This window comes from Streptomyces sp. NPDC053665 (assembly GCF_055585285.1).
This window is the reverse complement of sequence record NZ_JBVJKK010000005.1, coordinates 298,763-312,277: the sequence shown is the minus strand read 5'-3', so window position 1 is coordinate 312,277 and position 13,515 is coordinate 298,763. Positions and strand designations below refer to the sequence as shown.

At 72.0% G+C, this 13,515-nt stretch carries 11 protein-coding genes; 4 read left to right on the top strand and 7 right to left on the bottom strand.

Annotated elements, in window-relative coordinates:
* Positions 1-7: 7 nt before the first annotated feature.
* Positions 8-808, bottom strand: a complete 801-nt coding sequence (locus ACZ6ZN_RS21495) for a carbon-nitrogen family hydrolase (protein ID WP_469648468.1) — start codon at positions 806-808, stop codon at positions 8-10.
* Between the two features lie 181 nt (positions 809-989).
* Between ACZ6ZN_RS21495 and ACZ6ZN_RS21490 the strand changes: the two genes are divergently transcribed.
* Together ACZ6ZN_RS21490 and ACZ6ZN_RS21485 are read left to right on the top strand one after the other, a co-directional pair.
* Positions 990-1,814 (top strand): maleylpyruvate isomerase family mycothiol-dependent enzyme, encoded by an 825-nt coding sequence (locus ACZ6ZN_RS21490; protein WP_469648466.1) that lies wholly within the window; start codon positions 990-992, stop codon positions 1,812-1,814.
* A gap of 68 nt (positions 1,815-1,882) precedes the next feature.
* A complete protein-coding gene (locus tag ACZ6ZN_RS21485; RefSeq protein ID WP_398109111.1) occupies positions 1,883-2,626 on the top strand; it encodes an SAM-dependent methyltransferase in 744 nt (247 codons plus the stop codon).
* 74 nt (positions 2,627-2,700) lie between these two features.
* On the opposite strand, the gene ACZ6ZN_RS21480 is transcribed toward ACZ6ZN_RS21485, so the two are convergent.
* Both ACZ6ZN_RS21480 and ACZ6ZN_RS21475 read right to left on the bottom strand, forming a co-directional pair.
* The gene (locus tag ACZ6ZN_RS21480) at positions 2,701-3,996 is read right to left on the bottom strand and encodes an MFS transporter (protein ID WP_469648463.1); all 1,296 of its coding nucleotides are present in this window, start codon (positions 3,994-3,996) and stop codon (positions 2,701-2,703) included.
* A complete protein-coding gene (locus ACZ6ZN_RS21475; RefSeq protein ID WP_398109113.1) occupies positions 3,993-4,643 on the bottom strand; it encodes a GntR family transcriptional regulator in 651 nt (216 codons plus the stop codon). The genes ACZ6ZN_RS21480 and ACZ6ZN_RS21475 overlap by 4 nt, the downstream gene beginning before the upstream one ends.
* Positions 4,644-4,851: 208 nt before the next feature.
* Here ACZ6ZN_RS21475 and ACZ6ZN_RS21470 point away from each other — a divergent pair, with 208 nt between their 5' ends.
* Complete coding sequence (locus ACZ6ZN_RS21470; protein ID WP_451875915.1) at positions 4,852-5,754, top strand: D-alanyl-D-alanine carboxypeptidase family protein; 903 nt, start codon at positions 4,852-4,854, stop codon at positions 5,752-5,754.
* Between the two features lie 81 nt (positions 5,755-5,835).
* Here the strand turns inward: ACZ6ZN_RS21470 and ACZ6ZN_RS21465 are convergent, their stop codons facing one another.
* From ACZ6ZN_RS21465 to ACZ6ZN_RS21450, 4 genes are all read right to left on the bottom strand, one after another.
* Complete coding sequence (locus ACZ6ZN_RS21465) at positions 5,836-7,296, bottom strand: dihydrolipoamide acetyltransferase family protein (protein ID WP_469648459.1); 1,461 nt, start codon at positions 7,294-7,296, stop codon at positions 5,836-5,838.
* Positions 7,297-7,306: 10 nt separating this feature from the next.
* Positions 7,307-8,284, bottom strand: a complete 978-nt coding sequence (locus ACZ6ZN_RS21460; RefSeq protein ID WP_398109116.1) for an alpha-ketoacid dehydrogenase subunit beta — start codon at positions 8,282-8,284, stop codon at positions 7,307-7,309.
* A 1-nt stretch (position 8,285) separates the two neighbouring features.
* Complete coding sequence (pdhA, locus tag ACZ6ZN_RS21455) at positions 8,286-9,488, bottom strand: pyruvate dehydrogenase (acetyl-transferring) E1 component subunit alpha (RefSeq protein ID WP_398109117.1); 1,203 nt, start codon at positions 9,486-9,488, stop codon at positions 8,286-8,288.
* Positions 9,489-9,935: 447 nt separating this feature from the next.
* Positions 9,936-11,534, bottom strand: coding sequence for a protein kinase domain-containing protein (locus tag ACZ6ZN_RS21450; protein ID WP_451875917.1), 1,599 nt, complete (start codon positions 11,532-11,534; stop codon positions 9,936-9,938).
* 347 nt (positions 11,535-11,881) lie between these two features.
* Between ACZ6ZN_RS21450 and ACZ6ZN_RS21445 the strand changes: the two genes are divergently transcribed.
* Complete coding sequence (locus tag ACZ6ZN_RS21445) at positions 11,882-13,510, top strand: protein kinase domain-containing protein (protein ID WP_398109119.1); 1,629 nt, start codon at positions 11,882-11,884, stop codon at positions 13,508-13,510.
* Positions 13,511-13,515 lie beyond the last annotated feature (5 nt).

The window sequence follows — 13,515 nt, the reverse complement described above, 5'->3', positions numbered from 1 at the left end:
GGGGCCGTCACGGCCGCCGGCGCGGGGGCTCCAGGCCGAGCAGCCGGTCCTTCAGCGCGGGGAACTGCTCCCGGGTGGCGGCGACCTTGCCCGGGTCGAACTCCACCGTCAGGACCTCCTCGCCGGCCCCGGCCTCGGCCAGGACCTCGCCCCACGGGTCCACCACGATCGAGTGACCGGCCTGGGGAACTCCGGCGTGGGTCCCGGCCGTTGCGCACGCGACGACGAACGCCTGGTTCTCCACCGCCCGTGCCTGCGCGAGCAGCGTCCAGTGGGACCGGCGGCGCTCCGGCCAGCCCGCCGCCACCACGAGCGTCTCGGCGCCGGCGTCGACGAGACCGCGGAAGAGTTCGGGGAAGCGGAGGTCGTAACAGGTCGACAGGCCCAGGGTGGTGGCGGGCAGACGGACCGTCACCAGCTCCGACCCGGCGCCCATCAGGACGGCCTCGCCCTTGTCGAAGCCGAAGCGGTGGATCTTGCGATAGGCGGCGGCCAGCTCGCCGGAGGGCGAGAAGACGAGGGAGGTGTTGTAGAGGGGGCCCTCGGGGTCCCGCTCGGGGATGGAGCCGGCGTGCAGCCAGACGCCCGCGTCGCTCGCCGCCTTGGCCATGGCCTCGTGGGTCGGGCCCTCGAGCGGTTCGGCCTCGGTCGTGAACGCGTCGTAGGCGAAGGCGCCGGTGGTCCACAGCTCGGGGAGGACGACGAGGTCGCTCCCGGCCTGCTCGCGCACCATCGCGGCGGCCCGCCGGCGGCGCGATTCGACCGATTCGCCCTCATCCACGGCGATCTGGATCACAGAGGCGCGCACACTACCACCGTCCTGGCATTCGAGCCGTCCACACGGGCCTACGATCGTCACACGAAAGCACTGCCGGGGTGCCCCACAGCAGCGTAACTTAGCTCGCAAGACACCCGCCGACAGCCGCAACCTCCCACTGGCAACGCCGCCACCACCTGCCCGTGCACCGACCGCCGAGGGGTCCCGTTCCGTGAGTCTGCATCCCACCCTCCAGCCCTACGCCGACGCCTGGACCCACTCCGTCGAAGCGATATCCGAGCTGGTCCAGCCGCTCGCGGAGGCCGAATGGAACCGGCGGACGCCGTGCCCGGGGTGGTCGGTGCGGGACGTGGTCTCCCATGTCATCGGCCTGGACTGCGAGATGCTCGGCGACCCGCGCCCCATCCACACGCTGCCGCGCGACCTCTTCCACGTCACCAACGACCACCAGCGCTACATGGAGATGCAGGTCGACGTCCGCCGCCACCACACGGCGCCGGAGATGACCTCCGAGCTGGAGTACGTGATCATCCGCCGCAACCGGCAACTGCGCAACGAGTCGCGCGACCCGGGCGCCAAGGTGCGGGGCCCGCTGGGCAGCGAGCTGACGCTGGAGGAGTCGATGCGGCGGCACGCGTTCGCCGTGTGGGTGCACGAGCAGGACCTGCGCACGGCCCTGGGCCGCCCGGGCAACCTGGACTCCCCCGGCGCGCACGTCACCCGTGACGTGCTGCTCGGTGAACTCCCGCGTGTCGTCGCCGAGGACGCACAGGCGCCGCGCAGCTCCGCGGTCGTCATCGACGTCCACGGGCCCGTGGAGTTCCTGCGCACGATCCGGGTCGACATCCAGGGCCGCGGCACCCTGGAGACGGCCCCGGCGCTCGGCCCGGCGGCGACCCTCACCCTGGACTGGGAGACCTACGTCCGCCTGGCCTGCGGCCGGGTGTCGCCGGAGGCGGTGACCGACCGGGTCAAGACGGAGGGCGACCCGGACCTGACGGCGGCGATCCTGCGGCACTTCGCGGTGACGCAGTAGCCCCCGGGCGGCGCCGCGGGCGGAAATCCGCGTGCCGCTCCCCCGCCTCGCGCCGTAGCGTCCCGGACATGACGCCTTCCCGCCACGCCCGCCTCACCTTCCACGGCCCGCTGTCCGAGCAGCGGGCCGACGCCCTCGCGCGGCGCCTCACCCGCCACGGCCCCGCGACGGTCCTGGACATCGGCTGCGGCTGGGGCGAGTTGATGCTGCGCGTGCTGGCCGCCGCGCCGGAGGCGACCGGCACCGGGATCGACCTGGACGGCGGCGACCTGGAGCGGGGGCGGCGGGCCGCCGAGGAGCGCGGCCTGGCGTCCCGGGTCCGCTTCCTCCAGGAGTCCGCCACCGGCACCACCCGTGGCCCCGCCGACCTCGTGCTGTGCGTCGGCGCGAGCCAGGCGCTCGGCAGCGGGCTGCCGAAGGCCCTGGCCGAGCTGCGCCGCCTCGTCACCGACGGCGGCCGGGTGCTGCTCGGGGAGGGGTTCTGGCAGCGCACCCCGGAGCCGGGCGAGTTGTCGCGCATGTGGCCGGGTGCCACCGCCGGCGACCATCCCGATCTGGCGGGTCTGGTCGACACGGCGATCGGCGCGGGCTTCCGGCCCGAGTGGACCGAGACGGCGAGCCCGGACGAGTGGGAGCAGTTCGAGGCGGCGTACCTGGCGGACACGGAGGTGTGGCTCGCCGGGAACCCCGGCCACCCGGAGGCGGGGGAGGTCCGGCAGCGGGCGGACCGGCACCGGGCGGCCTGGCTGGCCTACCGCGGCGTCCTGGGCCTGGCGTACCTCACGCTCGTGCCGGTGCGGACCGCGACCTGACGCGGGCGGGGGCCGGTCCGGGACCGGCACCCGCCCGTCCGGGCCGCGTCGGCCCACGCACGGTACGGTCCGGCCTACGCCGGGACGTGCACGGTCTCCACCCGGCTGGCCACCAGCCGCTCCCGCTCCCGGCGGGCCGCCTGCCGGCGCAGCCGCAGGATCTGCGTGACGCCGGCCGCCTGGAGCACGAAGACCACGGAGAAGGCGACGCGGTAGTCGTCACCGGTGGCGTCCAGCAGGACACCGATCGCGAACAGCGTGGTCATCGAGGCCACGAAGCCGCCCATGTTGGTGATGCCGGAGGCGGTGCCCTGCCGCTCGGGCGGATTGGCCGGGCGGGCGAAGTCGAAGCCGATCATGGAGGCCGGACCGCAGGCGCCGAGGACCGTGCACAGCACGATCAGCAGCCACATCGGGGCGTGCGTGCCCGGGTGGGCAAGGGTCGCCGCCCACAGCAGGGCCGTGGCCCCGACCGTGCCGAGCGCGAGCGGCAGCCGCGCCCCGTGGTGCCGGGCGACGATCTGGCCGTAGACCAGGCCGACGACCATGTTGGACAGCACGACCAGGGTCAGCAGCTCGCCGGCGGTGGCCCGGGTGAGGCCCTGCGCCTCGACCAGGAACGGCAGGCCCCACAGCAGCAGGAACACCATCGCCGGGAACTGGGTGGTGAAGTGCACCCACAGGCCCAGCCGGGTCCCCGGCTCCCGCCAGGCCGCGGCGATCTGCCGGCGCACGCAGGCCGTCCCCTGGTGCGGGACGGGTGCGGTCGCGTGGCCTTCGGGGTGGTCCTTGAGGAACAGCACCACCAGGACGAACACCACGGCCCCGGCCGCGGCGCTGCCCGCGAAGGCGGCCGTCCAGCCGACGCCGTGCAGCAGCCGGGCCAGCACGAGCGTCGAGACGAGGTTGCCGGCCATGCCGATCAGCCCCGCGAACTGGGCGACGAGGGGCCCGCGCCGGGCGGGGAACCAGCGGCTGCCCAGCCGCAGCACGCTGATGAACGTCAGCGCGTCACCGCAGCCGAGCAGCGCCCGGGAGGCCAGGGCCGTGCCGTAGGAGGGGGAGAACGCGAAGCCGAGCTGCCCGGCCGTGAACAGCACCGCGCCCAGCGTCAGCACCTTCTTGGTGCCGAGCCGGTCCACGAGCAGGCCCACGGGTATCTGCATGCCCGCGTAGACCAGCAGTTGCAGGATGGAGAAGGTGGACAGCGCGGAGGCGTTGACATGGAAGCGGTCGGCGGCGTCGAGGCCGGCGACGCCCAGGGACGTGCGGAAGATGACCGCGACGAAGTAGACCGAGACGCCGATGCCCCAGACGGCCAGGGCGCGGCGGCCGCCCGGGGGGTCCTCCGGCAGCGCGGCCGAGCTCATCGGACCTCCCCGCGGGCCAGGTGGGAGAACCAGCCGACGTGCCGGTGGACGATGCCGACGGCGGCCTCGGCGTCCCCGGCGCGCAGCGCGTCCAGGATCTCCTCGTGCTCGGCGAGGGTCTTGGCGATGCGGTCGGGGTGGGAGTGCATGACGGCGACGCCCATCCGCAGCTGGCGGTCGCGCAGCTGGTCGTAGAGGCGGGAGAGGATCTCGTTGCCGCCGCTGCGGACGATCTCGGCGTGGAAGCAGCGGTCGGTGACGGCGGCGCCCGCGAGGTCACCGGCGGCGGCCTGCTTCTTCTGCCGGGCCAGCAGCTCCTCTAGGCGCTCGATGAGCCCGTGGGGCGCGGGGACGGCCTTGCGCGCCGCGTGTTCCTCGACGAGCAGGCGGGTCTCCACCACGTCCGCGATCTCCTGCGCGGAGACGGGCAGGACAAGGGCGCCCTTCTTGGGGTAGAGCCGGATCAGCCCCTCGGCCTCCAGCCGGAGCAGCGCCTCGCGCACCGGCGTGCGCGAGACCCCGACGGCCTCGGCGAGCTCGCCCTCCGTGAGCAGGGTCCCGCCTTCGTAGCGGCGCTCGAGGACGCCCTGTTTGACGTGGGTGTAGACCCGGTCGGCGGCGGGGGGTTGCTTCACGGCCACAGTCATACGAACAGGATAGATACATCAGGTGTGCATGGATGCATCCGTCCAGTATGCGGACCCGGATGTCACACATCCGTGGCAAAGCAGGGACCCCTCCCGGCAACAGCACAACCAACTGTGCTAGTTACAAGTCAGACACGTGCGGCCCCTTTCCCCTCGTCCTCAACTCGGCCGCACCGATGGGGCATTCGACGTAATCGGGGTACTTGACTTGATAACCGGCATTAAGGGCACTCGTCTGCGCAGAGCCGCGGCCGTCACCGTGACCACCGGCGCCATGCTCGCGACCGGTGCCCTCACCGTCGCGCCGGCGCAGGCCGCGGGCTCGGCGCCCTCCATCGCCGCCAAGGGCGGCTACGTGATGAACAACGCGACCGGCAAGTCGCTCTACACCAAGGCGGCCGACACCCGTCGCTCGACCGGCTCGACCACCAAGATCATGACGGCCCTGGTGGTGCTGAAGCAGTCGAACCTCAACCTGGACAGCAAGGTCACCGTCCAGAAGGCGTACAGCGACTACATCGTCGCGAACAACTGGGCGTCCAACGCCAAGCTGATCGTCGGCGACAAGGTCACCGTCCGCCAGCTGCTGTACGGGCTGATGCTGCCGTCCGGCTGCGACGCCGCGTACGCGCTGGCCGACAAGTACGGCTCCGGCTCGACGCGGTCGGCGCGGGTGAAGTCCTTCATCGGCAAGATGAACACCACCGCCAAGAGCCTGGGTCTGACGAACACCCACTTCGACTCGTTCGACGGCATCGGCAAGGGCAGCAACTACTCCACGCCGCGCGACCTGACGAAGCTCGCCAGCGCCGCGATGAAGAACTCCACGTTCCGCACGGTCGTCAAGACGAAGAAGTACACGGCGAAGACGACCACCAAGTCCGGCGGCACGCGAACGATGGCGCCGTGGACGAACACCAACCCGCTGCTCGGCAGCTACAGCGGCGCGATCGGTGTGAAGACGGGCTCGGGCCCGGAGGCGAAGTACTGCCTGGTCTTCGCGGCGACGCGCAGTGGCAAGACCGTCATCGGCACGGTCCTCGCCTCGACCAACGCGACCACGCGCCAGTCGGACGCGACGAAGCTGCTGAACTACGGCTTCACCAAGTAGCCGCGGGCTCCACCAAGGAGCCGCGGACGCGCAACGCGAAGGGGGCCCGCCACAGCCGGTGGCGAGCCCCCTTCCCGTGTGTCAGGCCCAGGTGATCAGGCGCTTGGGCTGCTCCAGCACCGCGGCCACGTCGGCCAGGACCTTCGAGCCCAGCTCGCCGTCGACCAGGCGGTGGTCGAACGACAGCGCCAGGGTGGTCACCTGACGGGGCTTCACCTTGCCCTTGTGGACCCAGGGCTGCGGCTTGATCGCCCCGACCGCGAGGATCGCGGACTCGCCCGGGTTCAGGATCGGCGTGCCCGTGTCGACGCCGAAGACGCCGACGTTGGTGATCGTCACCGTGCCGCCCTGCATGGCCGACGGGGACGTCTTGCCCTCGCGCGCCGTCGCGACCAGCTCGCCCAGCGACCCGGCCAGCTGCGGCAGGGTCTGGGCGTGCGCGTCCTTGATGTTCGGCACGATCAGGCCGCGCGGGGTCGCGGCCGCGATGCCCAGGTTCACGTAGTGCTTGACCACGATCTCCTGGGCGGCCTCGTCCCAGGAGGCGTTGATCTCCGGGTTGCGCTTGATCGCGACCAGCAGGGCCTTGGCGATCAGCAGGAGCGGGTTCACGCGCAGGCCCGCGAACTCCTTGTCCTGCTTCAGCTCCTCGACCAGCTTCATCGTGCGCGTCACGTCGACCGTGACGAACTCCGTGACATGCGGCGCGGTGAACGCCGAGCCGACCATCGCGGCCGCCGTGGCCTTGCGCACGCCCTTGACCGGCACGCGGGTCTCGCGCGCGGTGTCGTACGAGGCCGGGGCGGTCGCGGCGGCGGCCGGGGCCGTCGAGGCCGGGGCCGGGGCGGCCGGCGCGGGAGCCGCGGCCGTGGCGGCGGCGACCGCCGCGTGCACGTCCTCACGCGTGATGATGCCGTCCGGGCCCGTCGGCGTGACCGTCGTCAGGTCGATGCCCAGGTCCTTGGCGAGCTTGCGCACCGGGGGCTTGGCCAGCGGCCGGTCGCCGCCCACCGCAGGGGCCGCCGGGGCCGGAGCCGGGACGGGCGCCGGGGCGTGGCCGTTCAGCTCGGACTGGATCGCCGGGGAGGCCGGCCGGGCCGGGGTCTCCTGGGTCTTGCGGGGGCGGCGGCGGGTGGAGGAGGTCGCCACCCCGTAGCCGACCAGGACCGGCTGGCGGCCCGAGCCCTCGGCCTTCGGCTCCTCGGCCGGCGGGGCGGCCGGGGCCGGGGCGGCGGGCTCCTGGGCCGTGGGCTGTTCGGCGGCGGGCGCGGACGCGGCACCGCCGCTCACGTCCACGGCGATGATCGACGTGCCCACGTCGACCGTGGTGCCCTCCGGGAAGTGCAGCTCCCGGACCACTCCGTCGTAGGGGATGGGCAGCTCCACGGCCGCCTTCGCCGTCTCGACCTCGCACACGACCTGCCCGTCGGTGACCGTGTCACCGGGCTGGACGTACCACTTGAGGATCTCCGCCTCCGTGAGTCCCTCGCCCACGTCGGGCATCTTGAACTCGCGCACGGACGCTTCCGTCATCGTCGTCACGACCCTCTCCTCAGTACGCCAGGGCGCGGTCGACGGCGTCCAGCACCCGGTCCAGGTTCGGCAGGTACTCCTCCTCCAGGCGGGCCGGCGGGTACGGGGCGTGGTAGCCGCCGACCCGGAGCACCGGGGCCTCCAGGTGGTAGAAGCAGCGCTCCGTGATCCGGGCGGCGATCTCCGCGCCCGAGCCGAAGAACACCGGTGCCTCGTGGACCACGACCAGGCGGCGGGTCTTCTCCACCGACGCCTGGATCGAGTCGAAGTCGACCGGGGAGATCGAGCGCAGGTCGAGGACCTCCAGGTTCCGGCCCTCCTCGGCGGCCGCGTCGGCGGCCTCCTGGCACAGCTTCACCATCGGGCCGTAGGCGGCCAGGGTCAGGTCGGTGCCCTCGCGGACCACCTGGGCCTTGTGCAGGGGGCCCGGGATGGCCTCCGTGTTGACCTCGCCCTTGTCCCAGTAGCGGCGCTTGGGCTCGAAGAAGATCACCGGGTCGTCGCTCTGGATGGCCTGCTGCATCATCCAGTACGCGTCCGAGGCGTTCGACGGGCTGACCACCTTCAGGCCCGCCACGTGCGCGAACAGCGACTCGGGGGACTCCGAGTGGTGCTCGACCGCGCCGATGCCGCCGCCGTAGGGGATGCGCACCACGACGGGCATCTTGACCTTGCCCAGCGAGCGGGCGTGCATCTTCGCGAGCTGCGTGACGATCTGGTCGTACGCCGGGAAGACGAAGCCGTCGAACTGGATCTCCACCACCGGGCGGTAGCCGCGCAGGGCCAAGCCGACCGCGGTGCCGACGATGCCCGACTCGGCGAGCGGGGTGTCGATGACGCGGCTCTCGCCGAAGTCCTTCTGCAGGCCGTCCGTCACCCGGAACACGCCGCCCAGCTTGCCGACGTCCTCACCCATGATCAGGACCTTGGGGTCGGAATCCAGGGCGCGGCGCAGCGACTCGTTGATCGCCTTGGCCAGTGCCATCTTCTCGGCCATCTCAGTTACCCCCCTCGTCGGCGAAGGACGCCTGGTATGCGGCGAACTGGGCGCGCTCCTCGTCGACCAGCGCGTGTCCGTCCGCGTAGGCGTTCTCGAAGATCGCGAAGTGGTCCGGGTCCGGCATGGCACGGACCGCCTCGCGCACTCGCCTGCCCAACGCCTCGGACTCGGTCTCCAGTTCCGCGAAGAACGCCTCGTCCGCGTGGTTCGAGGCCTCCAGGTAGCTGCGCAGGCGCAGGATGGGGTCCTTGGCCTCCCAAGCCTGGCGCTCCTCGTCGCCCCGGTAGCGGGTCGGGTCGTCGGAGGTGGTGTGGGCGCCCATGCGGTAGGTGAACGCCTCCACGAGGGTCGGCCCCTCGCCGTTGCGGGCCCGCTCCAGCGCCCAGCGGGTGACCGCGAGGCAGCCGAGCACGTCGTTGCCGTCGACCCGGACACCGGGGAAGCCGAAGCCCTGGGCGCGCTGGTAGATCGGCACGCGGGACTGCTTCTCGGTCGGCTCGGAGATGGCCCACTGGTTGTTCTGGCAGAAGAACACGACCGGGGCGTTGTAGACCGCGGAGAAGGTGAACGACTCGGCCACGTCGCCCTGGCTGGAGGCGCCGTCGCCGAAGTAGGCGATCACCGCGCTGTCCGCGCCGTCCTTGGCGACCCCCATCGCGTAGCCGGTGGCGTGCAGCGTCTGGGAGCCGATGACGATCGTGTAGAGGTGGAAGTTGTTGCCGTTGGGGTCCCAGCCGCCGTTGTTCACCCCGCGGAACATGCCGAGCAGGTTGGTCGGGTCCACCCCGCGGCACCAGGCGACGCCGTGCTCGCGGTAGGTCGGGAAGACGTAGTCGTCGTCGCGCAGGGCCCGGCCGGAGCCGATCTGGGCGGCCTCCTGGCCGAGCAGCGACGCCCACAGGCCCAGCTCGCCCTGGCGCTGAAGGGCGGTGGCCTCGGCGTCGAAGCGGCGGGTGAGCACCATGTCGCGGTACAGGCCGCGCAGCTCCTCGGCGGTGACCCCGGCGACGTACTTGTCGAACTCCGCGTTCTTGACCCGCTTGCCCTCGGGCGTCAGCAGCTGCACGAGCTGCGGCTCGCCGCCCGTGGCGCCCGCGTCCTTCTTGGCGGTGGTGCGGGTGGTGCGCTTGGTGCCGGTGGCGCCGGCCTTGCTTCCGGCGCTGCGTCGCGGTGTGCGCGCGGCAGTGCTCTCCACGGTCACGTGTGCTCCTCCGTCGGTCCGGCTCCCGGGGTTGCCGGTGGGCCTGGGGTTCCCCCTGCTCGTTCAGAGCCTGGGGGAGCGGCTCACCTGTTCTCGACCACGGGCACGGGGTGGGTGCCGCTCAGCCGGGAGACAGGCGTGACAGGTGCCCCGGCGAGCGCCCTGCAGAAAGCACGTTACCCAGTGCGCCACATTTCTGTGAAACCCCATCTGACCTGCGATTTTGCTTGGATTTCCAAGTAAATCGGGAAGGCTGCGAAGGGGCCCTGGTCACAGCCTTGCAGGAGGCCGGAGCTACCGCACGTTAACCCGGTGACCCAGGTCACGGGAAGAGCCAACTTCCGGGCGCGGTGAAACGGCACGCGCGCGTGGGGCCCGTTCCCGGGTCCCACGCGCGCGTGGATCGTGCCTTCTCGCCAGGCCGTCAGCCGTCTTCCGCCGGACGGATCAGCCGTCGCCCCCGCCGCCGGCGCCGCCCGCGTCACCGGCGGTGGTGCCGCCCGCGTCGGTGCCACCGGTGTCGTCCGGCGGGGTCTCCGGGTCGGTGGGCTCCTCGCCGCCCGTGGGCTCGCCGGTGGGCTCCGCGGAGGTCGGCGGGTTCGACGGCCGGCCCGTGGGCGACTGCGGCGCGCTCTGGGACGGCGTGTAGGAGGGCGTGTACGACGGCGTCCAGTCGCCGTTGCCGTTGCCCGTGCCGGTACCGCCGTCCGTGGTGCTGCCGGTCGGCTCGTCCGTCGGCTCGTCGCTCGGCTTCTTGCTGGGCTCCTTGTCCTCGCTGCTGCGCGAGGAGCTCGGCGACTGCTTCTTGCCCGGCTCCTCCTTGCCGCCGCCGGTGTTCTGCAGCGCCAGGGCGACGCCCGCGACCACGGCGATGACCGCGAGCACGGCGAGGATCCACAGCTTGCCCCGGCCACTGCCCTTGTTGCCGTGGCCCTCGAAACCGCCGTCGTCCCCGCCGCCGTAGCCGGCGGGCAGGATCGGCGAGGGGATCTGGGTGGTGCCGGAGGCGTCCCCCGGGTGGCCCATCACGGCCGTCTGCGCGAAGCCGCCCGACGGGGTGTTGCGGCCCTCGTGCGCAACGACGGGGCCGGTGTTCCAGGTGCCGGTGTGGCCGCCCTGGTCGTACAGCATCTGCAACGCGTACTGGACCAGGCCGCGCATCTCCTCGGCCGTCTGGAAGCGGTCGTCGGGCTCCTTGGCCAGGGAGCGCATGACCAGGCCGTCCAGCTCCGGCGGGCAGGCGTCGGAGGCCTCGGAGGGCGGGGTCGGGATGTCCTGGACGTGCTGGTAGACCACCGACAGCGGGGTCTCCCCGGTGAACGGCGGGCGCAGCGACAGGAGTTCGTACAGCAGGCAGCCGGTCGCGTACAGGTCGGAGCGGTGGTCGACGGCCTTGCCGAGCGCCTGCTCCGGGGAGAGGTACTGCGGGGTGCCCATGACCATGCCGGTCTGCGTCATCGTCGTCGACGCGCCGTGCAGGGCGCGGGCGATGCCGAAGTCCATCACCTTCACCGCGCCGTTGTGCGTGATGATGACGTTGGCCGGCTTGATGTCGCGGTGCACGATGCCATGCTGGTGCGAGTAGGCGAGCGCCTCCAGCACCCCGGAGACGATGATCAGGGCCTGCTCGGGCCCGGGCGCCTCGGCGTTGAGCAGCAGGTCGCGGATGGTGCGGCCCTCGACCAGCTCCATCACGATGTAGGGCACGGACTGGCCGCCGACGACGTCCTCGCCGGAGTCGTACACGGCGACGATGGCGTGGTGGTTGAGGCCGGCGACCGACTGCGCCTCGCGCGTGAAGCGGGCCTTGGACACCGGGTCCTCGGCGAGGTCGGCGCGGAGCAGCTTGACGGCGACGGTGCGCCCGAGCCGGACGTCCTCGGCAGCGAACACCTCGGCCATGCCGCCCCGGCCGAGCCTGTGGGTCAGCCGGTACCGGCCGTCCCCGACGAGCCCGCCGTTGCCCCAGTTGTCCGGCGCGTCCGACATGCCGCCGCCAGTCGCCTCGGGGTCGGACGGGCCCTGAGCGCGCTGCTGCTGTGCCATCAGTCCTCGCCGTCGTTTCTGCCCGCGGTGCGCGCGGTGTTGTTACGGTCTCCGTCGGCCACGCTACAGCCTCCGCGCAAGCCTGAGGTGCGAGACGGGTGCCTGGGACCGGCACGAGACGGACCGGCCATGAAACCGTCACTCCGTACTGTCGTGCAAATTCCGTGTACCGGCCGTACGCCCCCTGTAACGCTTCCGCGACGCTTCTTTCGCGTACGGTCACGGAACGGGCACCGAGCTTGACGTGTCACTGCCCTGGGGCAGACTTGGCCGGGAATCACGGTGTGGATCACGACGGATCAGCGACAGGTCGGCGGCGCCCGCGGGGGCTACGGGGGACAGGGAACATGAGCCAGGACGGCGCACAGGGCCATTACACGGGGCGGGCGCTCGCCGGTGGCCGCTATCAGCTGCGCGACCTGCTCGGCCAGGGCGGCATGGCCTCGGTGCACCTCGCGTACGACAGCGTGCTCGACCGGCAGGTCGCCATCAAGACGCTGCACACCGACCTCGGCCGGGAGCAGGCGTTCCGCGAGCGGTTCCGCCGCGAGGCGCAGTCCGTGGCCAAGCTCACGCACACCAACATCGTCTCGGTCTTCGACACCGGCGAGGACACCGTCGACGGCATGACGACGCCGTACATCGTCATGGAGTACGTCGAGGGCCGCCCGCTCGGCTCCGTGCTCGACGAGGACGTCCGGCAACTGGGCGCGATGCCCGCCGACAAGGCGCTGAAGATCACCGGGGACGTGCTGGCCGCGCTGGAGATCAGCCACGAGATGGGCCTGGTCCACCGGGACATCAAGCCGGGCAACGTGATGATGACCAAGCGCGGCGTGGTCAAGGTGATGGACTTCGGCATCGCCCGCGCCATGCAGTCCGGTGTGACGTCGATGACGCAGACCGGCATGGTCGTCGGCACCCCGCAGTACCTCTCGCCCGAGCAGGCCCTGGGCCGCGGCGTGGACGCCCGCTCCGACCTGTACTCAGTCGGCATCATGCTGTTCCAGCTCGTCACCGGGCGGCTGCCGTTCGAGGCGGACTCGCCGCTGGCCATCGCCTACGCGCACGTGCAGGAGGAGCCGCCGGTCGCGTCCTCGATCAACCGCTCGCTGCCCCCGGCGGTGGACGCGCTGATCACCCGGGCGCTGAAGAAGAACCCGAACGAGCGCTTCCCCAGCGCCGAGGCCATGCGCGACGAGTGCCTGCGCGTGGCTGCCTCCTTCCAGGCGGCGCCGCCGAGCATCGTGCCGGGCACCCAGGCGCCCAGCGGCTCGGGTGTCGGCTCGGCGGTGTTCCCGCCGGTCGACCAGACCGGCCCGGCACCCTCCGGCCAGGTGCAGACGCCGTACCAGCCGACTCCGCCGCCGAACCCGTACGGCACCCCGGCCCCGGCGTACGGCTACCCGCAGCAGGGCGGCTACCAGGCGCCCACCCCGGCCGGCTACTCCCCGCAGCACGGCCCGTCCACCCCGCCGCCCTACAACCTCACCCCGCAGACGACGTCCGTCGGGCAGGGCGGCGGCAGGAGCAACAAGCCGGTGATCGTCGGCTCGGTCGTCGTGGCCCTGCTCGCCGTCGGCGGACTCGTCACGGCCCTGCTGATGATGGGCGGCGGCGAGGACGACAAGGGCGGCGGCAGCGACCCGAGCACGTCGGCCTCCGCGGAGAAGAAGCCCGGCTACCGCGGCCCGGACCGGTCGAGGACGGTCGACACCGAGGAGTGCACGGAGCCGCAGGAGTCGTACAACGACCCCGAGAAGATCGAGATCCCGAGCTTCAAGTTCAAGGACATCCAGTCCGTGAAGGCCTGCGCCCAGGCCGCCGGCTGGCAGGTCAAGACCGAGAAGGTCGACGAGAACACCTACGGCGAGGGCACGGTCATGAACCAGTTCCCGTCCAAGGGCACCGACGTCGACCCCAAGGACATGCCGACGATCGTGCTCAACGTCTCGACGGGCAACCCGCCGTCCTGACGGCC